Consider the following 20,198-nt stretch of genomic DNA (forward strand, 5'->3'; position numbering starts at 1 on the left):
ATTGACGGGCATTTTGGAGCTATTGCTGCTCAGGTTGGATCCCATACCATAATATTTTTGAAACGTCTGCTGACAGAGATTTGAACGAAATTTGATTTGGAGCAATTAACCACATCAAGACAATGCCATTGATCAGAGCATGAAACGTAACGGATAATGCATGGGGATCAACTTGTGAATTGATAAGCTGTTTTCGCTTCAACTCTGCCAGAATGTCCGCAGTCTGTTCAAACAGTTTTGAAAAAGATGCACATAGTTTTTTCTTGACCGCTGGTTCCCGGCTGCTCGAAACAAACTCAAGGAAAAGCATCGGTCGTTCTCCATCGCCTTGCTCGCACATTTCAAATTGTGATGCCAGCAGCGTGCTTAAAGCGTCCTGCGGAGCCGATGAGGTAAAAATATCTTGGGACTGTGTAGGAAGTTCATGAAGGAGCTGCCTCAGACTGCGATCACAAAGGGCGAGATATAAATCACTTTTACTTGAAAAATGCCAGTATACGGCTCCTTTGGTCATTCCTGCTTCCTTGGCTACTTGATCCAGTGTGGCACGATTATACCCGTACCTTGCAAATACCCTGCCGGCAGCTTCTAAAATTTTGGTGCGTGTATCTGCAAGCCGAGGATTGTTCTCCGTTTGTTGTTGCTTTAATATTCTTCTCATTTCTTCTTTACTTCCGAAGTATCTTTGTACAGTCGTCCAATGCACTCCTGCTGCTCTGGCAATGTCCGCATAAGTAATTTTGTCGTATGGATAACGGTTGGCGAGATCTAAAGCCGCCTGTAATATTTGTTCAGAAGATTTCACTCTGCATCCTCCATCATTATGTTCAGCAATATTATAATTATATACTTATAAGTATGTTTTTATTGTATTTGTATGCCCCAATATTGTCAAGATTAAACTGTTCTGGTGTCTCGGTTTGAACCTACCAATTCCCTTTCCATTCACCCAGATCACGACTTTTTACACTCAGATCCAAAAAGTGATGGGGGCAACAGAAAGATTGAAGAAGATTTTGGAATTTGCTGATGATGTGAGCGAGGAATAAATCGCCGAAGCAGCAAAGGGGAATAAGAATTGCGTGTGACAGTAACTTCTGAGACACGCATCGGCCGGGTCGGTCAGATAGAACTCGAACCGGCCACTCCAAAATCACTTTTGCCTTCGTGGCGGCTGTTCCACTCACGTCCATGACAACTGAACTCTCTTTACACATGTAAAATGACTTTACTTATGTACTCTTCTTACTTGAAATGTTTCCTATACCATTCTGCTGCCGCTTGTACTTCAGTCTGAGTGAGCTGATAACCGTAATTTTCCCAATGAACGTGTACTGTTCACCTTGTTTTTCTAACATAGATTGTAGCTCAAGTGATTCTTCTGGAGGGCAAATCGGATCATTTTTCCCTGCGCCAATAAATATTGGCATACCAGTAAGATCTGGCAGCTCAATTCCTCTCCTAGGAACCATCGGGTGATGCAGAATCGCCCCTTTTAACGCCTTCTCATAATGGAACAATAAACTTCCTGCAATATTAGCCCCATTCGAATAACCGATGGCTATGAGATTATTGCGGTCAAACCCATATTCTTTGGCAGCTTGGTCAAGGAATTCATACAATTCTTTTGTCCGAAATATTAAATCCTCTTCATCAAACACCCCTTCTGCTAAACGCCGAAAGAATCTGGGCATTCCATTCTCTAGCACATTCCCGCGGACACTTAATACGGAAGCTTCAGAATCTATCATACATGCAAGTGGTAAAAGATCTCGCTCAGTTCCTCCCGTCCCATGTAACAATAAAAATGTTGGTTTGCTCTTCTCTTTTCCTTGTTGAAATATATGTTTCATTTTTTTTGCCTCCTCTGTTTTAGTCTAACCTAGACCCTATATGGTTTATGATAACATTTTGAATTGATATCATTGCTTTTAGTGAAATGGATGCTTTTTGCTTCATTCATTTCCTCTGATGGTCATTATAAATGGCCTCTTTACGCAGACGGGCAGCATCCATAATATCAGTTGCTGTACTCTCTAAAATCTCTGTCACCTTTTCTTCAGTAAAATCCTCCGGAAGTAATCCATTGGCAACCATGACGGAAAGCCCCGTTTGAAAAATCCTCATTTTTAATAAAATGTCCATCAGTTCTTCGTCAGTAAAGCCTTCAAGATCTGAATCCTTTTTCATTTGTTCCACAAGGTCGTTACCCAGTTCTTGGTCATAACGCTTCATATAATCGTTCTGTTTCATGACCAGGTCTCTAAATAGCACACTGTACTCCTTAGCAAATCGCAGGCTGGCGATCCCCATATCACGAAACGGACTTCCGGTATTCTGTTCCATCAATATTTGCCTGCTTTTATGAAATGTTTTTTTAATTACCTCCTGTATGAGTTCATCGACATCTTTAAAATTGACGTAAATTGGAGCAATGGAGCTCCCCATTTTCTCAGCCACTTTTCTGATCGTTATGGCATCAATACCTTCTACCTTGGCTATTTCAAAAGCCGTATCAATAATTTGTTCTCTGGAAAACCTTTTTTTAGGTGGCAAGTTGGGTCTCCCCTTTTGTATATCTATATCTTTTATTATATAACATATGATATATATCATATGTTATATAATAAATGTTCATTTTGCAAATTATTCTTAACTATACAATTTAAACTAATATGTTAGGGAATGATTTTGAAGCCCCAAAAAAGAACTCAAGTATTGTTTCCTTGAGTTCTTTGTGAGAAAAACCATAATAATCGGGGTAAGTACACTTTCAAGTATACCTAAATGCTTTTCATGTTTTCCAAAAACAACGGATCCTCTGCTGCCTTTACAATTTCATTCTTCAACATTCCTTCTCAATTTGTTTCGAATATTGCTCAAGTGCTTCTCTGACTCCTGCATTCACAGACGGAATATATTTTTTGTTCACATAAAATTTATACTTCTCGATCAGTCCGAAGGTAAACTAAAAATCACATTCTTTGGTTTCGACATACGACCACATTATGATTATTTGAATACTAGCCCGCCATCCACAATTAAGCATTGACCTGTCACAAACCGGGACCATTCACTAGCAAAAAAGAGTGCACTTCCTGCCACATCTTCAGGCCGGGCAATTCTGCGCAAAGGGGTTTGAGCAATAATCGCTTCTTTTACTTCTTCTTTCGTTTTTCGACTTGCATCTGTAGGGTATACAAGCCCCGGTGCAATACAATTGACAGTAATCCCAAACTGCCCAAGATCAGCAGCCAGATTTTGAGAGTAAGTAAGTAGGGCTCCTTTAGCTGTCGTGTAATCATGATAGGGTACAGTTGGCTTATAGACAAGATCTGAAACCATATTAATAATGCGTCCAAAGCCTTTCGATTTCATAATCGGAATGACATGTTTGCATACATTGTACGTCCCTTTTAGAGAGCCATCAATCTGATGCTGATAATCCTCCCAAGCAAGCTCCCAGGCCATCTTTCTTTGATCAGGATCAAAAGTATACTCATATAAGGCATTATTAACGACAACATCGATTGCATCGAATTCATCAACGATTTGCTGGATCATTTCTTCCATATCTTTCTCATCCGTCACATCTCCCTGACAAGCCATCACTTCTGTATGGTAGGTTTCCATAAAACGGCGGGCCAATTGCTCTGCTCTCTCTTTATTTTTCAGGAAATTAATGATCACAATAGAGCCCTGCTGGGCAAAGGCTTCAGCCATGGCCGCCCCAATTCCACGGCTGGATCCTGTAATCAGCACAACCTTTCCTTTTAAGGATAGATTCATGCCATCACCCACTTCTCATCCCATTTTTTTATTACCAATTCTTGATCAGCTATTATTTCAGTTCTTTCACTAATTCATTTGTGACGATTTCTGCTACATTTACAGGCTTTTCAAGTAAACCGATGTTTAGATAGGTCTCCTCCACTTGTTTAAAAATCTCGACATCTAACCAGCCCGGGCCTTTATCTTTCATTTCATCATTGATTGACGTCTCATTACGGATCTTGATTATGTCCAGGTTGCGCTGCTCATCTTGACCATCAATCGCGTAGTCTGCCGCTATTTTTGCTGCCTCCTCCGGATTCTCCAGCGTATATTTAACACTATCTTTGTACACCTGAAGGAAGCGGACTAACAAATCTCTTTTTTGATTAAATATCTCTTTCGTCACCACAAAAACGTCCGTTGGGGTGTTGAGCACATCTTTGACTTCGATGACATTCACTTCCCCCAAACCCTGCTGCAAAGCATCATACAGACCTGTATCCGTAGCTGCCGTAGCGACAACTTGCTTGTTCATGAGTGGTCCAAAGTTTAATACCCCTGCAGGAACAACATTGATATCCTCTTCGGTCATACCTGCTGAATAAAGCAGTACTTTTAAATTATCATAAGTTCCACTGCTAAGGCTGTATACACCCACATCTTGACCACGCAAATCTTCCACACTGGTGATGTTGCTTTCTTTTAAAGATACGAGATTAAAGACATTCTCAGGATAGATGTTATATATGATCTTCAATTTTTCTCCCTGTTCCATAGCTTGAAGAACTGCCTCTACATTGGCAAAGGCGATATCCGCATTACCGGCTATGATATTTTTGATGGCATCACCACCGCCAGCCCCAGGTACATATTCGAAATCAAGTCCTGCTTCCTCAAACCAACCCTTCTCCTCTGCCACAAATAAATTGCTTTGCTCTACGATAGGCTGGCTCCATGAAGCCATTTTCAATGATTCAAGTTCCTGTTCTTGATGGCTGGTTTGACTGCATCCCACTAACGTAGAAAGTAAACTAATCATGACCAGTAACATCACTATATTTTTCAATAACATGTGTTTCATCGCCATTCTCTCCTTGAGTGATGATATTTTTTAAACAGCAGCTTTTCAGTCCAGTGGATTCCCTCATAGAGGAATAACCCCATGAGCGTTAATAAAATGAAAGCGGAAAAGATTAACGTTGTATCGTATTGCGCTGAAATAATCAAGGCACCCAAGCCTTTGTTGGCCCCGACAAACTCACTGACCACAGCGCCCACAACACTTAAAACAACAGCCACTCTCAGGCCTGAAAAAATATATGGGACAGCCGTAGGCAAGCGTAATTTTAAGAGCGTTTGCCTTTTGCTTGCCCGCAGAGAACGAAACAGTTCAAGCCTCTCTTGATCGACAAAGGTGAGCCCTGTGATGGTACTTTCCAATAATGGAAAGAAGCAAATAAGGGCCACAATGATGATCTTAGGTTCATAGCCAAAGCCAAACCAGGTGGCGAGCAGTGGAGCTAAGGCCAACTTAGGCATCGCCTGAGAGGCAATAAGGTAAGGTTGGATGATATTGCGTACGGTATCTGATTGGGCAATTAGAAATCCTAAGCCGATGCCCATTATCGATCCAAGGATAAATCCCCCTATAATTTCAAGCAGTGTGGCCCAAATATGTGGCCAAAAATATCCATTTAATAGCTGAGTGATTAATTGGGCAAATATGGCCGATGGAGCAGGCAATATGAGCGGGCGTATTTGACAAGCATAAACAATCCATTCCCATATCCCAATAATGCCTACAAAAAGAAGAAGTGAGTAAAAAGAGGGTTTTTTCATCTTGCACTCCCTCTTTCAATTTCCTGGTACAATTCCCGAACAAGCTGGGTGAACTGTGGTTCAAACTTTAGTTCATGATGCCGGGGACGGTCAAACGGGATGGCGTATTCGGCCACAATACGAGCCGGCCGCTCCCCTAAAACAAACACACGGTCAGATAACAATACAGCCTCTTGAATATCATGAGTGATAAATATGGTGGTTGGTTTAAATTGTTGAGACAGACGCTCAAGCTCGTGCTGCATCTGCTCTTTAGTCAGGGCATCTAAAGCAGCAAAGGGCTCATCCATAAGCAGTATCTTTGGTTCCGTGATTAATGCTCTTGCCAAGGCGACTCTGGACAACATGCCACCAGAGCATTCATGGGGATATTTATCCATATCTTGACTCAGACCAACTAAGTCTAGTATTTCTTTAGCCCGGGAAAGCTGTTCTTCTTGTACATGTCCCTGTAATTCATAAGGCAGCAAAACATTTTCAAGCAGAGTTCTCCATTCTAACAGCACGGGTTTTTGAAAAACATAGGTGACTTCGTCTCTGGGGCTGTCTACCTTCTCTCCACCAATTTCTATTTCACCCTCAGTTGGCCTCATCAGTCCCGCAATCATTTTTAGTAAGCTTGTTTTACCACTGCCACTTTTCCCTATCATGCTGACAAACTCTTGTGAATCAATCTTTGCATTCACATGTTTAAGAATTGGCTTTTCCTTTTGAAAGCATAAACTGACATCATTGATAACTACTTCCATCACTACCGCTCCTCACTAATCCCTGTAAGGATCATACCGGTCGATCATGTTTTCTGCTGATCCCTCCACATCACACCACCTGACCAAATCAGCTAAATGAAGTCGCCCATCATGATGCCAACCCGGTTGGGGTTCCGTCATTTTACCTAAGGCACAAATCCTGTTAACGCCGCTTTCACCGAGCATTCGAATGACAGACCTGAATTTAGATGGCCCACAGGCCACACCAACGGTTTGCACGAATGTGCGGATCCCCTTGATTTTATGCGGGAGATCATCCAGATCGTCTAATGGTACAACCGTGACAACCCTGTTTAATACAGACAAAGGAAAGAAGGCTTCCGTATCATTTTCTTCATTGTAAAGAACGGTCCAGGAGGTGTCTCCCTTACTCACTAACAACTCAATTTTTTGTGAAGAATAGCTTTGGAATTCTGCTTTTGAGCGGAATGATAAAATCGCTTGGTTTTCCACTTCTGTTAACTGGGCACGGGGCATTTTGTATTGAAATCGATCCATTTCCTGAGCTAACATACGGGCAAAATCCCTGGGAGAAATTTTCCCGCCCTTTTCGACATAGAAGACATGGGGAGATAAACAGCCTTGTTGATCAAACCAGGAAACATCGTGAGCTGCCAAATGTGCTGTTTCCCATGCTGTCGTCCCTTCTAAGCACTCATTGGTAATAAGTCCAAAACTTACTTTATGTCCATGGGGCACAAACCTTACATCATGAGGAACTCTGGCCTTGACCGCTTGGATTGTATGCATACTGCCATAGGCAATAACAGCCTCTGAACTTTTAAAAGCAATCTCCTCCAGTTCAGCTTGGCCGCCCTTCCACCACACGATGGCCAACGTTGCGGCCATTTTGGGTTCAATTTTTTCAAGTGTTTGGGCAAAAAGCACAGGAAATAAAGGCTCAGCTGAAGAGACCTTTCCCAGTGTCGCCGATTTTAGAATCATTCCAGCAGCCATGCTCCACAAGGGAAGTGCGGGAACATTGCCAGAGAAAATGTGAGTGGTACACTGTGGCCCATAAGCTTTAAGCAATCCCCCTGCTTTTCTGGGCCTAAATTCATCCAGGATTAACGGGTTAGGGAAATCTTCCTCCACCATTCGTTGGAGTTTTTCCTTGCGAAATAAGCGTAAGTATTTTGTTAAAAACAGTCTGATCATTTCTGAATTATAACCTGTGATGACCGGGAGATATTCCTCAGCCATTTGTCTAAGCTCAAATTGCGGGTTTAACCATGATTGTACAGCCTCATCAATGACCTCGATGATATCATTGACCCTCATCCGCTTTAACCCACGTTCACGATTAACTTTAATCTGCTCCATAATCAACTTCAGCTGTTCAGGTGTTAACTGAGGCACCTGAAGGGAAATGTCCTTCCCGTGATGAGAAAATACAAGGGTTTTTCTTGCTAACGATCGCTGCAGATCCTCTGGCAGATTACAAGGCAAATAAAAAGAGTCTATAGTCGGACTCATGCTTGTCTCCCCTTTGACTGCGACACCTATAAAAAATAACTACATCTGTCTTGACGCAAGGAACTCCTCTACGGCCAAAGAACATCCCTTTGCTTCAGCTCCTGTTGCCCTGCCCAACAGTTCAAAGCCGTTCAGTGTAGATCTGCCCATATCTTCTGTCATGATGGCTAGAACCGAGTTGAGATTGGCCAGATCATAATGGACAATAATGCCTTGTTCACCGCAAGGTTTAGGTTTATAAGTAACTGGATCGATCACCAAGGTTCTAACCCAGTGAGGTGGTACCTTTACATTGTTCACACTTTCGGTCTGATTGGCGGTATGATCTGCGTTAACTGCATGATACAGGTTTTGGTCATAAAACTGGGAGCTTAATTCTGTCATGCCATACATGTTAACACAATACGCTTCAGGTATGGAGAATAAGATGCTCATCTCTTGCTTAAACTGGTGCGGCAAAATCTCTCTGGACCGTCCTTTGGCTCCCCCGGTATCCATCACCCTGCTTCCTTGAGGCAGCTTAAAGGTTAATCCCTCTTGTTTACAATGATCTAAAAAATGAATAAATGAAAAGGTCGCTCCTATCACAAGGACAGGCTCATCCTTTTGCTCACTCGCTCTTAACATATCGATAAGCAAGTCCAAATCAAAATGGTTACTCTGAACCACATAGCGGCTATCCTCAGTTCCGAACATATCTAGCGCCAGCCTTAAATAATGAGCTAAAGAAGAATTGGGCATATCTTCTTCAGGAGGGAATAAAATGGCCATTTTGATTTGTTCCCTATCCGGCAAGATATTTGGTTTAAAGTAACGTTGCATCGACAAATCATAAATGTCTAAATCCCGATGATAATGTTTCCCCTTTTTTGCTGGGTTCGTCGTCCCACTGGTCATAAAAATTGCTTCCGCTTCTTCTATCGGACAAGCTGACAAAATGGCTTCTTTAAAAGCGTTAATCGGTACAGCTGGTATCTCGGTAAAGTGTTTGACGGAAACAGGGGATACCCTGCGTTTGCGGCAAAATTTCCGAAAAGCCTGATTATGCTCATATTGAAAAGCAAACAAAGACAAAGCCAACTGATTGAATTCTTCTTCTGAAGCTTGATCCTGTAATATAAAATCCCTCACCTTTTCTTTTATTGATGAATAGGCTTCATTCATACACACACCTTCTTTCTCTCATATAAAGCAATTAAAAAACCACTTCTTAATCGAGAAGTGGTTAATCGTAAAATACATGGCTTGTATACATATATCTTACATCAACCACTTCCCTACGCTGCTATGATGCAGTTCAGGTTCAAAGGGTTCTAAGGCTAAACACCTTAATCTCAGCCTGATTCGGCTCCCCTAGTGGTTATATCTAATATTTAGTTTACTTAAGCTTATCATAATCAAATGGAATGTCAACACATCCCCCCTCATGGGTGAAAAATATTCAGTTTTTAAAGTATTTATATAAACAAACCTCTATGTAAGAAATCGTATAATAAAACTTAAATGTTAAAGCGTTCGATTTGCTCATACTGATGGTATTTATATAATATATTCCTTTGTCTTTCTCCAATCAGATCAAAGTGTGGATATCTTGGATGTCGGTCAATCCATTCGGGGGCTAAACCTTCCTTATTACCCCAGACAATCAATTTGTCTATGTCTGCACAACCGACTTTGGTCACTGTTTTAATATGAGGGTACTTAGGGTGAACCCAATAATGAGTAATAAAAGCAATTTCCCCATTTGCAACCTTGTGTTTCCAAATGTCTAACTCTTTTCTGTTGATGCCAAAAGCCATATCTTCATTCACCCACCGTATAACTTTATCATACTGTTTCCACTTTCATTACTCACGAAGGAGAATATTGAGCATTATAGCTGTGATTGTATTATAGCTGATCTATCATTAGAATGGAATTTTTGGAGGAACAGGGGGCAAAACAGATGCAATTGAGAGGCATTTAAGGTAAAGTGAGACATATATATGATCACAAAATGTTTTGAAGGGTGAGAAAAATGGTAAAAAGGTTTCCTCCACAGCTTGCCGGCCAGACGGTGTTGCCCGTGATCGCGGCTCCCATGTTTCTTGTTTCCAGTCCCAAATTGGTCATTGAAAGTTGTAGAGCTGGCATCATTGGCTCATTCCCTTTGCTCAATGCCCGGACGGCACATATTTTAGAGGACTGGATGCAAAACATAATTGAAGAACTGGAAAAAGCACGCCGGGAAAATCCGGAGCGGCGTGTGGCTCCCTGGGCAGTTAATCTTATCGTGCATCGCACGAACAAACGTTATGAAGAAGATTTAGAACTGATTAAAAAGTATCAGCCTCCGATTGTGATTACCTCTCTGGGTGACCCGGCCCCTGTTGTCAATGTTGTACATACATATGGCGGGCTTGTTTTTGCGGATGTGGCCAACCTTGTTCATGCCCGAAAAGCAGCCGAAAAAGGGGTTGATGGACTTATCCTCGTCTGCAACGGGGCTGGCGGGCATGCCGGAACAATTAACCCCATGGCCTTTATGGGTGCAGTTAAGGAATTCTGGGACGGTATCACTATTCTTGCCGGTTGTATTTCCAGCGGCCAAGATATTTTGGCAGCAGAAGTACTCGGTGCAGATTTTGCCTACATGGGAACGCGTTTTATTGCCACGCACGAAAGTTTTGCCAACTCAGATTATCAAAAAATGCTAATAGAATCCAGCGTGGAAGATCTTATTTATACTGATGCGTTCAGCGGAGTGAAAGCCAATTATCTCATTCCCAGTATTGTCAGAGCAGGGCTTGATCCCGCACATTTGAACAAAAAGGAAACCGTCGACTTTTCCAAACTGAACCAGTCTGAAGCAAAAGCCTGGAAAGACATCTGGTCCGCGGGACAAGGGGTCAGTACCATTAAAGAGGTGCTGCCCGTTGCCGAATTGGTGGAAAGACTTCGAGCAGAATATCAGCAGGCACTTGCCTCTTTATGTTCTAAACGTTCAAACTAAATAAATGAATTAATGTTAACGTTGTCATGAAAAAGTCACTTCCTTTTGGAAGTGACTTTTTCATCAGGATAATCACTTACTGATAAACATTTGTGTCCAGTAATGACCGTTTTCATTGTAGCCCACACCAATGTGCGTGAAATTTCCATTTAAAATATTGGCTCGATGTCCTTCACTATTCATCCATGCTTGAACAACGGCCTCAGGAGTTGGCTGACCCTGGGCAATGTTTTCGGCTGCTGCATTAAACGAGATACCGAAGTCTCTCATCATATCGAACGGTGAACCGTAAGTAGGGCTAGTATGGGAAAAATAATGATTGGCTTGCATGTCATTGGACTTTTCGCGCGCAACGCGATTCAAAGCTGCATCCGTTTGCAAGTCTGACAATCCATTCCTTCTTCTTTCAGCATTTGTTAATTCAATGACTCGGGCTTCAATCTCACTTACACCCTCTGCTACTTCCGGCTGAGTTGTGGTTTCCGGCTGTTCACGCTGCTCAGGCTGCTCTTGTGCGGGCGCTTGTGGTGGCTGCTGTGGCGTACCTTGTCGCAGTCTTTGTACAATATCTTCCGGTGTCAGCCTTGTTGTACCTTCTGGGACCAGCCGAGCAACCTGTTCTGGTGTCAGCCGTTCTGCACCTTCTGGTATTAATCGGGCGATTTCTTCAGGGAGTAACCGGGCAATATCTTCGCGAGTAAGCCGAATATCCGCATGTTGTCCATCAACAATGATGAAGTCATATTTGGCATGTTGAATTTGAACAGGTTTCGTATGAGGAAATTGGTCACTGGGTATTGTTGTACTTTCACTTGATATTTGGCCAAGCGGCCCCTCGGAAGCCAATGGCTCTTCTTTCGCCTGCAGGCCTTCAATATAGGCATCATCAATAATCCTTGAATCTTGTGCCTGATCACCTGCATTGGTACAGGCAACAATACTCAGTAAAAGTAAGCTGGCAACGTATAAAGGTATCCAGTTTTTGCTCATGATCAATGCCCCTTTTTTTGATATTTGATTTACCATTATTGTTTCATGTTGTTAACAAAGTATATGTGTCAATTATTTCTAAAAGGGGCATTAAAAAGCTAAGCCCTGAAAAACCAGGATTTACTTTTTTGTGCATGTTTATATATTTTTTAATGCATCAGCAATTGGTGTCTCACCTGATATAATATCAAAACCCCGCCTAAAGGTATGCTCCTCGTTAAGTGTTGCAACAATGGTGGCTGCGACGTCCTCACGTGGAATCGATCCTCTCTCAAGTTCTTCCCCGGCAGAAATTTTTCCTGTTCCCGGTTCATTAAGCAGGGCACCTGGGCGGATAATGGTATAATTGAGCTGAGTGGACATCAGCATTCTATCTGCATAATGCTTTGCTGCAAAGTAATGCTTAATCCCCTCCCACCATTTCTCCCTGATATGGGCAGAAAGAGCGCTGACCATAATAAACCGTTTGATTTCTGCCTGTTCGGCTGCTTCTATCGTTTTCACTGCTCCGTCAAGATCGACAAGTATCGTTTTATCCGCCCCTGTATGACTACCCGATCCCGCCGTAAAAACAATTGCTTCACATCCCTCTGCTGCTTTCGCTATTTCCTCGACGCTGCCTTCCAAATTGGCTACGACGGTTTCTACGCCTTGTTCTCTAAAGGTCACCGCTTGTTCCTCTTTTCTGACCATCGCACGGACATCATGTTCTTCGCTGTTGCTTAATAAGCGAACGAGATGCCGGCCAATCTGCCCCTTTGCTCCAACGACCAACACTTTCATCACTTACACTCTCCTTTCGCTGGTTTATTTTGAGTACATTCTGCTTCATACTATTGGCAAAATGCTTTCATCCTATCCAATTTTTTTGATTAAGCTGAAAAAGCTTGGCAATCATCACTTTTGGTTTACCGGTGATTGTTTAGTGTTCAAAGGCTCTAACATGGCTTCGATTTGTTCCCGTTGATTTTCAAAGTAAGGGGGTAAGGCCAGATGTTCACCTAAATGATCAAACGGCTCATCCACTTCGAAACCTGGGCCGTCAGTGGCTAATTCGAATAATATTCCATTGGGTTCTCTAAAATATAAGGATTTAAAATAATAGCGCTCGACAATGCCCGAATTGGGGATTCTTAATTCTTTCAGCAGTTCAGCCCAGTGCTTAAGTTCCTCTCCGTCTTCAACCCGAAAGGCCACGTGATGCACACTGCCGCGCCCTTGGCTTTCACGTGGCAGATCCGTGCGTTCTTCCAGATGAACTTCTGCCCCTGTCCCCCCTTCTCCAGTTTCAAACACTTGAATATCTAGTCCCCCGCTTATAACGGACGGATATGTCCTTGCTTCACGAAAACCTAATACATCAGTTAACATTTTGGCGGTAAGCTCAAAGCTGGAGACGGTCAATTTAACGGGCCCCAAGCCGACAATTCCATATTCTTGAGGAACAGGACTTCTATCCCACGGTCTTCCCCCTGCCACACCCACATTGTCTTCATCTGAAACAAGGACCAGGCGTTGCCCTTCAAAATCGCGAAATGCTAGTGTTGCCCGACCGCTATGGTACGAGATTTCATCGTGTTCAATCCCAAGCTGTTCAAAGCGGTTCTGCCAATACTGCAGTGACTCATCATCTGGCACACGTAATGATGTAGCCGAAATACTGTTCGTCCCCTGGTATGTTTGTCCGGCATTGAGGATTTCAAAAAACGTTAAGTCGGTACCTGGATTTCCCCTTTCATCCGCATAGAATAAATGATAAACCGAAGGATCATCCTGATTGATGGTCTTTTTCACCAGACGCATGCCAAGTGTTTTGGTATAGAACTCGTAATTTTTCTTGGCATTGGCCGTGATAGCAGATACGTGATGGATTCCTTTCAGTGGTCTCAGCTTCATGAAAATCATCCCTTTCGTTTGTCATTAGTGTTAACGCCGTTGAGCTTTTTATGTTTGTTCAGGGTGCTGACCGAGATACTGCTTTTTGTTCCAGTTCATACACCATGGCCAAAACCTCAGCTATGACCGCATAAATTTCTTCCGGAATTTGCTCATTCAACTCAAGTTTACTTAACAGCTCTACCAAGGAAGGATCTTCATAGATGGGTATACCATGTTGGCTGGCCAGTTCAATGATTCGCTCTGCAACGAGTCCAGTTCCTTTTGCTTTAACGACAGGTGCATCGTGCTGCTCAGAATCATATTGCAATGCCACAGCCTTTTTAAGCGGTTCGCTTTCTCTATTCATATGCGAATATCAACTCCTTGATAGTGCCCCCAAATGAGGGACGGTTTTGCTTGATCCGGTGCACGGCGCAAAACTTGCCACTCTTTGGCCACCAGGCTGGAGAGCTTGTATTGATGGGAGGCCAAACCTTTTTTAATCGCAGGTTTGTATTGGTCCAGCCAGCTTTGTTGGATAAGATCATTGAACAACTTAATTGATACCCACCGGTTTTGCACCTGTACATCCACACATGTTTCCCCTAGGCGTTGCAGGTTAACATATATTAACAATCGGCAGTGCTCGGAGCTAATCTTGCCCTTTTGGTTTGTATATCCTTGCAGTTCCCCATATACTGAGTCGGGTCGTCCGTGTTGGCGGACGAGAAGGTGAAACACCATGAAGGATACGGGCAAGGCAGAATCTCCCTGCATTAATAGGTGTTGTCCTGCCAACTGGTACAAAATATTTTCAGCCTGTTTACGGGCAGACTGGTTTAACGTGGTATCTTTTATCCAGTTCTGTAGAAGTACTGATAAGGTCAGTTGGTTGGGAGCGGTTTCTTGTGCAGCACTTGTTGGGAGATGTAAAGATAACCGTTGGAAATAATCTTTTAATTGTCCTGCACTAAACTGGTGTACAGGCAAGCGGAACAACAGTGCTTGCAAGACCTCACGTTCATCCTCCCCCACCATCCCCATTAATTGAGCAATGGACTCTTTTAGATTTGGTTGGTGAAGAAACATGTCAATGGCACGAACAATACCAGGACTTGGTGGCCAACCATTCTGCAGGGCCAACAGCACAGCCTGCTGCTGCTTCTCTCCTCGCCCGACCAGTGCCAGGGTCTCTTGTACTTGTTGGAACACTGAGCGATTTAAAGGAAGGTGATGGGAAACAAAAAGTTGAACTAACTGGCGGTTTGAGGGCGTGTCAGAGATCCCTAGCCAACGTAGCAAGGGCTGCCAATCCTGGTCCGTATTCCGGCGTGGAGTGGTATCATAGGAAGAATCGTGGATTAATTTTAAAATGACAGGCCTCGATACTGCTTGGACTTGAAACCATTCGCTTTGACCTGTACTCAGGGGAACTTCCAAGCGGGCCAACACCTTGAACTTCCCAAGTTGGACCCAGGCTGTTTGCTGAGGCAAAAGCTGAATGATCCTGCCCTTTAACACCTGCCCAGGACGCAGGATAAAATGATTGTTTGTAGTAATGTCATTTAAGTGGTTTATGAGTGATGAAACCCAGGGTAGGGACATTGTGAGTGGGCACTCCCTTCTGAATGGAGTGAATTCATCAAAAAGGGCATTGCCCCTTGCTTTAATTATTAGTACATTTTCGGGAAAAAGAAAAAAATATCCTTCCAAGTTGAGAAATTTTAAGTCATACAGATTTATAATGTTCGGAGACCGTTTTTGCTTCCCGGTGCTCCATGAACCACAAAACACAGGCACTGATAATGAAAAGCCCGCACGTCACATAAAAGACAACCGGTATCCCATAATAGGCAGCGATCAATCCACCAATCACAGGACCCAGCGCATTCCCCAGAAAACGGAAACTTTGCTTATAGCCCAGTATTTCACCCTGAATAGACAATGGTACCACTTGCCGGACATAGGCCGTTTGACAGGGAATGATGCCGCCGATCGTCGCCCCGAGCAGGAACCGCAAGATAACCAATTGCCAAACAGACGTTACAAAAGCCTGGGGCAGATAAACCACAGCCGTCAGGATGATAAGTATGATTAGTATTTTCTCATAGCCAAAGCGATCTCCTATCTTTCCCCACTGTCTGGCAAACAGTAAATTGCCCAAGCCAGCGGCTGAGAAGGCCATACCTGCCAAGAAAGCCAAGTTCTCCGGTCCGGTTAATTCACTGACATATAAGGCGAGCAGTGGCTGAATCGCGAAGTGAGCCACATGGACCAGCATGGCAATCAGCATCATTGTCAATAAGACCGGTGTAGTGACGATGTATTTGACTACCTCACGCATGCTGTACTTTTTATTATCTTTTTCGGAGGTGGAAGCCACCCGCACCTCTTGAACACCAATCACAACAAGCAAAGCAGCAATACAGGTTGCCACTGAGGTCAGTATAAACGTATAAGTGAAACCAAACCAATCAGCCAACAGACCACCGATTAGGGGGCCCAGTAAAGCACCGGATACATTGCCTGTTTGTAAGCTCCCTAGGGTTTGGCCAGCAATCTCCTTGGGTGTCTGTGCAGCTATGAAGGCTTGAGCCATGGGTATAAACCCGGCAAACAAGCCCATAAATAAACGCACAATAAATAATAAAGATACAGAGTGAACCAATCCCATTAACAGAAGGCACAAGGAAACCCCAAAGCCAAGAATGATCAATACAATCTTCCGTCCATATCTGTCCCCGATACGCCCCCATACAGGAGAAAATAAAAAAGCAGTGACAAAGGTCACGCCAAACACCAATCCCGCCCAGCGCTGTACTTGCGCTTCAGTATATGTTCCCATTGTATCGATCAACAAAGATAGAAATGGCAGAATCATGGTTAAACTACCGGCGATTAAAAAGTTGGCAAACCACATAATGCTTAAGTTGCGTTTTTGAACTTCGATGACCAACCACCTTCTTCTGTTCTTATAAACCTTTCGTTTCAATTTACTACAGAGGGTATAGATAACTGATCCATTCTCACATGTTCCCTAAATATGATTTAATTTGTCAGGATTCATAATAATATATATTTCTTTTATCTGATTGTTTAGTACTTTATAACTAATCACACTATGCACCTTATCACCAACATAATTGACAATTCCGGGAATTCCATTTATATTTTCTATTGAAAAATGGAATTCAACAGGTGTTTGTCTCTTTACACCTAACAGAAACATGATCACCCGATGTGATGAGACAACAGGACGGATAGCTGCTGATACTTTTCCTCCTCCGTCAGAATACAAGGTCACATCTTCGGAAAGCAGCTGGAGAAGATTTTGTTTATCCTCTAGGTTTACAGCCCTTACAAACTCCATTAAAAGTTGCTTGTCAGCATCATAATTAATAACCGGATCGGGAGCTTCGGCCGCTATTTTTTGCTTTGCTCTGCTGAAGATTTTACGACAGTTCGTTTCCGTTTTCTCTACAATGTCTGCAATTTCTTTGTAATCTAAATCTAATACTTCTCTTAAAATGAATACCGCTCTTTCCACCCCAGATAATTTTTGCATAATCGTTAAATAAGCAATAGAAATATAATCTGCGTTAACTAATGAATCAAGTGGGTTGGTTTCCTCATCCCGAAATACCAGAGGTTCAGGGAGCCAGGGGCCAACATATACCTCCCGTTGTTGATTTGCTGACTTTAAGTAATCTAAACAGCGATTGGTAATGACTTTGCACAAATAAGCGCGGATATTTTTTATTTTCTCAGTCCTTATCTTTTCCAGTGTCAGAAATGTATCATGTACCATATCTTCCGCATCTGTCACTGTTCCCAACATGCGATACGCTAATGAAAATAGCAGCGGCTGGTACCGCTTATAAAGTTCCTGAATGTCTATAAACCACACCTCCCCTCCGTGTGCTATCTTTAATTATACTTAAAGCTGCCTGTTTTGCACTTGATAAAGCTGCATCAGCCAGCATATATTTATCACTTAACCAGTCTCCTGCAACATAAAGACCGGGAAGTACCCTATCTAGAACTTGCAACTCATTCAGCCGTTCTTTTGTATTATTGTCAGGTAAAGCATGAGAGACAAGCATACGTGGGAGAAAACGACTGGTGATCACCTCTTTTTGCCAACCTGGTTGAAGAAGATCAAGAAACGCCTCCAGTTCTTTCTTTATTTTTACAGGCTCGTATTCTTCGTTGACATCTAAATATTTGTAAACATGAACCACCATTTGATGCTTATGCCTACCCAATTTAGCTCCACTGGAATGATTGGAGAAATAAAGGGATTGGTCAATACATAAAGCAAATGAAATACGTGGAGAAGGCAATTGGTTGAATACAATATCCAAACTTGCCCCAAATACGGGTTTGAATTGGTTGAGCACCGTCAATGCTTCCTTTTCTTTTGCCGGAAGTAACTCATATGTGTGAGCAGGAGAAATCGTTGAAAGTACATGTTTTGTTGTGATCACTTTGTCATTCAAAACACCGACAGTTATTTCAGGATAAGCACCATTGATGCTTGTCACTTGATGTTGGTTCAGAATAGTGGCCCCGCTTTGCATGGCCCGCTTTGCCAAACCGTCAACAATTTGCTGCCAACCCCCATTGACATACAAAACGCCATGCATGGAAAGCTTTAGTTGTTCCAGAACGATCCTGGCAGTGACAAGTTCGGGGTTGCTGCAATAAGTGGACAGTCTGCACAAGCAGTAAACGTAATCTCTAACCCTTGGCGATGATATTTCCCGCTCGGCCCAGCTCTGTAAATTTTCATTCTCTGCAACTTTGGCTGCTATCTTTGGTAACAGAAGTATCAGACGGATCATTTCTTTCTTTTCTTTCCATGTGAAATAAGAGGTTGACAGTAAGGACAGAGGTGTTAGGGGAAGTCTGAATGTTCGGCCCCGGTCAACTAATGTTCCTTTCAATGCCGGAGTGCCGCCCGGATGGGAGATGCCCAACTCATTCAACACTTTCCTGCCGGCTCCCCTTTTGTAAAGAGCATGAGGCCCTAGATTGAGAAAGCACCCTTCCTTCTCAGTTGTGCCAGCCCGGCCTCCCAAATGTTTTGATCTTTCCAGAACTAAAACCTTCTTTCCAGAGCGCGCAAGAATACAAGCAGCGGTTAGTCCTGATAATCCCCCGCCTATCACCACTACATCCCAGTTGATATCTGTTACAGACATTTTCTTTTGCGTCATCAAAAAGCTCCTTTCGTCATATCTTTTCAATACTATGACGGTTAAGGTGGATATTTTGTGACACAAAAAAATTAAATGTTTTGAAACTGGTTAAGTGATGGAGATAATAAACAGCCCTCCATACAGAGGGCAATTGTTTACTTTAGCTTTTTTACTTTGATCTGATTAGGATCAAGGCCATTGCCTAGTGAACCGTACACATGGCCGCGGTGCGGGTCGATTAATTCCTTGGCTTTGTAATAAATCCGCGGTGTTTTCCACAATGTGAGCAATGCCTTGAAGAGCGACAGTTCATGATAGCGGTCCGGCCATCTCTTCTTGATCTCTTTCTTAACCAAGGGATAGTACTTCGGATTCATCGCAGGGAACAAATGATGTTCCGTGTGATAAGAAAAGTTAAAATGAAGCACGTCTACCCATTTGGGAACGGTAACGGTGAGTGTGTTAGCCAGAGGGTCATTAACAGGCACCAGCGGATTAAGGCGGTGGTTTGTTGAGATATAGGCAATAAGGATGAAGTTGGCTATTAACAGCGGTATCAAAAAAGCAAACAGCCACTTTTCAAATCCAATCAGGACTAATAACCCAATCCATGTTGACCAAGGCAGAACCAATTGCGTAATCACCTTCAGCCTGGCTCTCTGCTTAAATTCCCGGACATAGCGGAAAAACATACGTAACGAATGGACAGTGAAGGTCAGGGAAAAGCAAGTAAAGCTGATCGTTGAACGAAACCACATGGGTAATTTATAGACCCATTTCATATACGGACGTTGATAAAACTGCTCCAAACTGGCCCAGGCATCGGGATCTGTCTCCTCATGTTGAGTATGAACATGGTGTTCGATGTTGTGCCATTTCCTCCACAATTTTGGCCCCGTGCACAATGGCCATAGCGCAATGGCGCCTAGTACATTACGGAGCCAAGGTGTCCTGACCACTGAACCATGCAAAATCTCGTGCCCCAAAAAACCAATACCGGCGAAACTGAAACCTAACACAAAAGCCAACAGCACATTGATCCACCAGTGAAGATCCACAATGGTAATCAATAAGATGCTACTCATGATAATGGTGAGGTAAACGGCGCCACCCCATAATCTCCCAGGCACAGGCTGGAAAGCTTCCCGGGGAAGATGGGGGGAGATCCTGGCCGCATACCATCCAAAGCTGCGAAGTTCTTTCATTAACGTTCTCCTTTTAACAAACTTTAAAGTGTAAAAAACGACTCTCTTATCATGTTAACCTATCTACGCTTAT

19 protein-coding genes, 1 pseudogene and 1 riboswitch are annotated in these 20,198 nt (G+C 43.0%); of the genes and pseudogenes, 1 reads left to right on the plus strand and 19 read right to left on the minus strand.

Annotated features, from left to right (window positions below; all coding sequences use genetic code 11):
* Positions 1–19: 19 nt before the first annotated feature.
* From J2S00_RS00965 to J2S00_RS01010, 10 genes and pseudogenes are all read right to left on the minus strand, one after another.
* Complete coding sequence (locus tag J2S00_RS00965) at positions 20–805, minus strand: TetR/AcrR family transcriptional regulator (RefSeq protein WP_307334546.1); 786 nt, start codon at positions 803–805, stop codon at positions 20–22.
* Positions 806–1,245: 440 nt separating this feature from the next.
* Positions 1,246–1,853 (minus strand): annotated as a pseudogene (locus tag J2S00_RS00970) (alpha/beta hydrolase).
* A 106-nt stretch (positions 1,854–1,959) separates the two neighbouring features.
* The gene (locus tag J2S00_RS00975) at positions 1,960–2,556 is read right to left on the minus strand and encodes a TetR/AcrR family transcriptional regulator (RefSeq protein WP_307334548.1); all 597 of its coding nucleotides are present in this window, start codon (positions 2,554–2,556) and stop codon (positions 1,960–1,962) included.
* Positions 2,557–3,012: 456 nt separating this feature from the next.
* A complete protein-coding gene (locus J2S00_RS00980; protein ID WP_307334551.1) occupies positions 3,013–3,789 on the minus strand; it encodes a 3-oxoacyl-ACP reductase in 777 nt (258 codons plus the stop codon).
* A gap of 52 nt (positions 3,790–3,841) precedes the next feature.
* Positions 3,842–4,855 (minus strand): ABC transporter substrate-binding protein, encoded by a 1,014-nt coding sequence (locus tag J2S00_RS00985; protein ID WP_307334554.1) that lies wholly within the window; start codon positions 4,853–4,855, stop codon positions 3,842–3,844.
* Positions 4,852–5,613 (minus strand): ABC transporter permease, encoded by a 762-nt coding sequence (locus J2S00_RS00990; RefSeq protein WP_307334557.1) that lies wholly within the window; start codon positions 5,611–5,613, stop codon positions 4,852–4,854. Before J2S00_RS00990 ends, J2S00_RS00985 begins: the two co-directional genes overlap by 4 nt.
* Positions 5,610–6,362 carry an ABC transporter ATP-binding protein gene (locus J2S00_RS00995; protein WP_307334560.1) on the minus strand — a complete coding sequence of 251 codons (753 nt, stop codon included), beginning with the start codon at positions 6,360–6,362 and terminating at the stop codon, positions 5,610–5,612. Before J2S00_RS00995 ends, J2S00_RS00990 begins: the two co-directional genes overlap by 4 nt.
* A gap of 15 nt (positions 6,363–6,377) precedes the next feature.
* A complete protein-coding gene (locus J2S00_RS01000) occupies positions 6,378–7,742 on the minus strand; it encodes an acyl-CoA reductase (protein WP_307334561.1) in 1,365 nt (454 codons plus the stop codon).
* Between the two features lie 156 nt (positions 7,743–7,898).
* A complete protein-coding gene (locus J2S00_RS01005; RefSeq protein WP_307334563.1) occupies positions 7,899–9,023 on the minus strand; it encodes a LuxE/PaaK family acyltransferase in 1,125 nt (374 codons plus the stop codon).
* Between the two features lie 93 nt (positions 9,024–9,116).
* Positions 9,117–9,224, minus strand: a riboswitch (TPP riboswitch).
* A 134-nt stretch (positions 9,225–9,358) separates the two neighbouring features.
* Entirely contained in the window at positions 9,359–9,658 is a 300-nt protein-coding gene (locus J2S00_RS01010) for a hypothetical protein (RefSeq protein WP_307334564.1), read from the minus strand.
* A 218-nt stretch (positions 9,659–9,876) separates the two neighbouring features.
* Between J2S00_RS01010 and J2S00_RS01015 the strand changes: the two genes are divergently transcribed.
* Entirely contained in the window at positions 9,877–10,851 is a 975-nt protein-coding gene (locus J2S00_RS01015; RefSeq protein ID WP_307334566.1) for an NAD(P)H-dependent flavin oxidoreductase, read from the plus strand.
* 72 nt (positions 10,852–10,923) lie between these two features.
* Here J2S00_RS01015 and J2S00_RS01020 read toward each other — a convergent pair whose 3' ends face one another.
* From J2S00_RS01020 to desB, 9 genes are all read right to left on the minus strand, one after another.
* Entirely contained in the window at positions 10,924–11,841 is a 918-nt protein-coding gene (locus J2S00_RS01020; protein WP_307334568.1) for a CAP domain-containing protein, read from the minus strand.
* A 138-nt stretch (positions 11,842–11,979) separates the two neighbouring features.
* Positions 11,980–12,624: an SDR family oxidoreductase gene (locus tag J2S00_RS01025; protein WP_307334571.1), complete on the minus strand. Its 645-nt coding sequence runs from the start codon at positions 12,622–12,624 to the stop codon at positions 11,980–11,982.
* A 114-nt stretch (positions 12,625–12,738) separates the two neighbouring features.
* Entirely contained in the window at positions 12,739–13,737 is a 999-nt protein-coding gene (locus J2S00_RS01030; protein WP_307334573.1) for a ring-cleaving dioxygenase, read from the minus strand.
* A gap of 58 nt (positions 13,738–13,795) precedes the next feature.
* A complete protein-coding gene (locus J2S00_RS01035; RefSeq protein ID WP_307334575.1) occupies positions 13,796–14,086 on the minus strand; it encodes an EscU/YscU/HrcU family type III secretion system export apparatus switch protein in 291 nt (96 codons plus the stop codon).
* Complete coding sequence (locus J2S00_RS01040) at positions 14,083–15,324, minus strand: TP0910 N-terminal domain-containing protein (RefSeq protein ID WP_503128580.1); 1,242 nt, start codon at positions 15,322–15,324, stop codon at positions 14,083–14,085. The genes J2S00_RS01035 and J2S00_RS01040 overlap by 4 nt, the downstream gene beginning before the upstream one ends.
* 124 nt (positions 15,325–15,448) lie before the next feature.
* Positions 15,449–16,675, minus strand: coding sequence for an MFS transporter (locus J2S00_RS01045; protein WP_307334581.1), 1,227 nt, complete (start codon positions 16,673–16,675; stop codon positions 15,449–15,451).
* Between the two features lie 81 nt (positions 16,676–16,756).
* On the minus strand, positions 16,757–17,557 hold the full coding sequence (gene sigJ, locus J2S00_RS01050; RefSeq protein ID WP_307334584.1) for an RNA polymerase sigma factor SigJ: 801 nt from the start codon (positions 17,555–17,557) through the stop codon (positions 16,757–16,759).
* A gap of 37 nt (positions 17,558–17,594) precedes the next feature.
* Positions 17,595–18,938 (minus strand): phytoene desaturase family protein, encoded by a 1,344-nt coding sequence (locus J2S00_RS01055; protein ID WP_307334587.1) that lies wholly within the window; start codon positions 18,936–18,938, stop codon positions 17,595–17,597.
* A 137-nt stretch (positions 18,939–19,075) separates the two neighbouring features.
* Entirely contained in the window at positions 19,076–20,125 is a 1,050-nt protein-coding gene (desB, locus tag J2S00_RS01060) for a Delta(10) desaturase DesB (protein ID WP_307334589.1), read from the minus strand.
* Positions 20,126–20,198: the final 73 nt, after the last annotated feature.

The sequence above is a fragment of the Caldalkalibacillus uzonensis genome, from assembly GCF_030814135.1.
Classification (GTDB): domain Bacteria; phylum Bacillota; class Bacilli; order Caldalkalibacillales; family Caldalkalibacillaceae; genus Caldalkalibacillus; species Caldalkalibacillus uzonensis.

Coding starts and splice junctions, on each gene's coding strand:
- J2S00_RS00980 (WP_307334551.1), bottom strand. CDS start 3,789: ATGAATCTATCCTTAAAAGGAAAGGTTGTGCTGATTACAGGATCCAGC.
- J2S00_RS00985 (WP_307334554.1), bottom strand. CDS start 4,855: ATGAAACACATGTTATTGAAAAATATAGTGATGTTACTGGTCATGATT.
- J2S00_RS00990 (WP_307334557.1), bottom strand. CDS start 5,613: ATGAAAAAACCCTCTTTTTACTCACTTCTTCTTTTTGTAGGCATTATT.
- J2S00_RS00995 (WP_307334560.1), bottom strand. CDS start 6,362: ATGGAAGTAGTTATCAATGATGTCAGTTTATGCTTTCAAAAGGAAAAG.
- J2S00_RS01005 (WP_307334563.1), bottom strand. CDS start 9,023: ATGAATGAAGCCTATTCATCAATAAAAGAAAAGGTGAGGGATTTTATA.
- J2S00_RS01010 (WP_307334564.1), bottom strand. CDS start 9,658: ATGGCTTTTGGCATCAACAGAAAAGAGTTAGACATTTGGAAACACAAG.
- J2S00_RS01015 (WP_307334566.1), top strand. CDS start 9,877: ATGGTAAAAAGGTTTCCTCCACAGCTTGCCGGCCAGACGGTGTTGCCC.
- J2S00_RS01020 (WP_307334568.1), bottom strand. CDS start 11,841: ATGAGCAAAAACTGGATACCTTTATACGTTGCCAGCTTACTTTTACTG.
- J2S00_RS01025 (WP_307334571.1), bottom strand. CDS start 12,624: ATGAAAGTGTTGGTCGTTGGAGCAAAGGGGCAGATTGGCCGGCATCTC.
- J2S00_RS01030 (WP_307334573.1), bottom strand. CDS start 13,737: ATGAAGCTGAGACCACTGAAAGGAATCCATCACGTATCTGCTATCACG.
- J2S00_RS01035 (WP_307334575.1), bottom strand. CDS start 14,086: ATGAATAGAGAAAGCGAACCGCTTAAAAAGGCTGTGGCATTGCAATAT.
- J2S00_RS01040 (WP_503128580.1), bottom strand. CDS start 15,324: ATGTCCCTACCCTGGGTTTCATCACTCATAAACCACTTAAATGACATT.
- sigJ (WP_307334584.1), bottom strand. CDS start 17,557: ATGTTGGGAACAGTGACAGATGCGGAAGATATGGTACATGATACATTT.
- J2S00_RS01055 (WP_307334587.1), bottom strand. CDS start 18,938: ATGACGCAAAAGAAAATGTCTGTAACAGATATCAACTGGGATGTAGTG.
- desB (WP_307334589.1), bottom strand. CDS start 20,125: ATGAAAGAACTTCGCAGCTTTGGATGGTATGCGGCCAGGATCTCCCCC.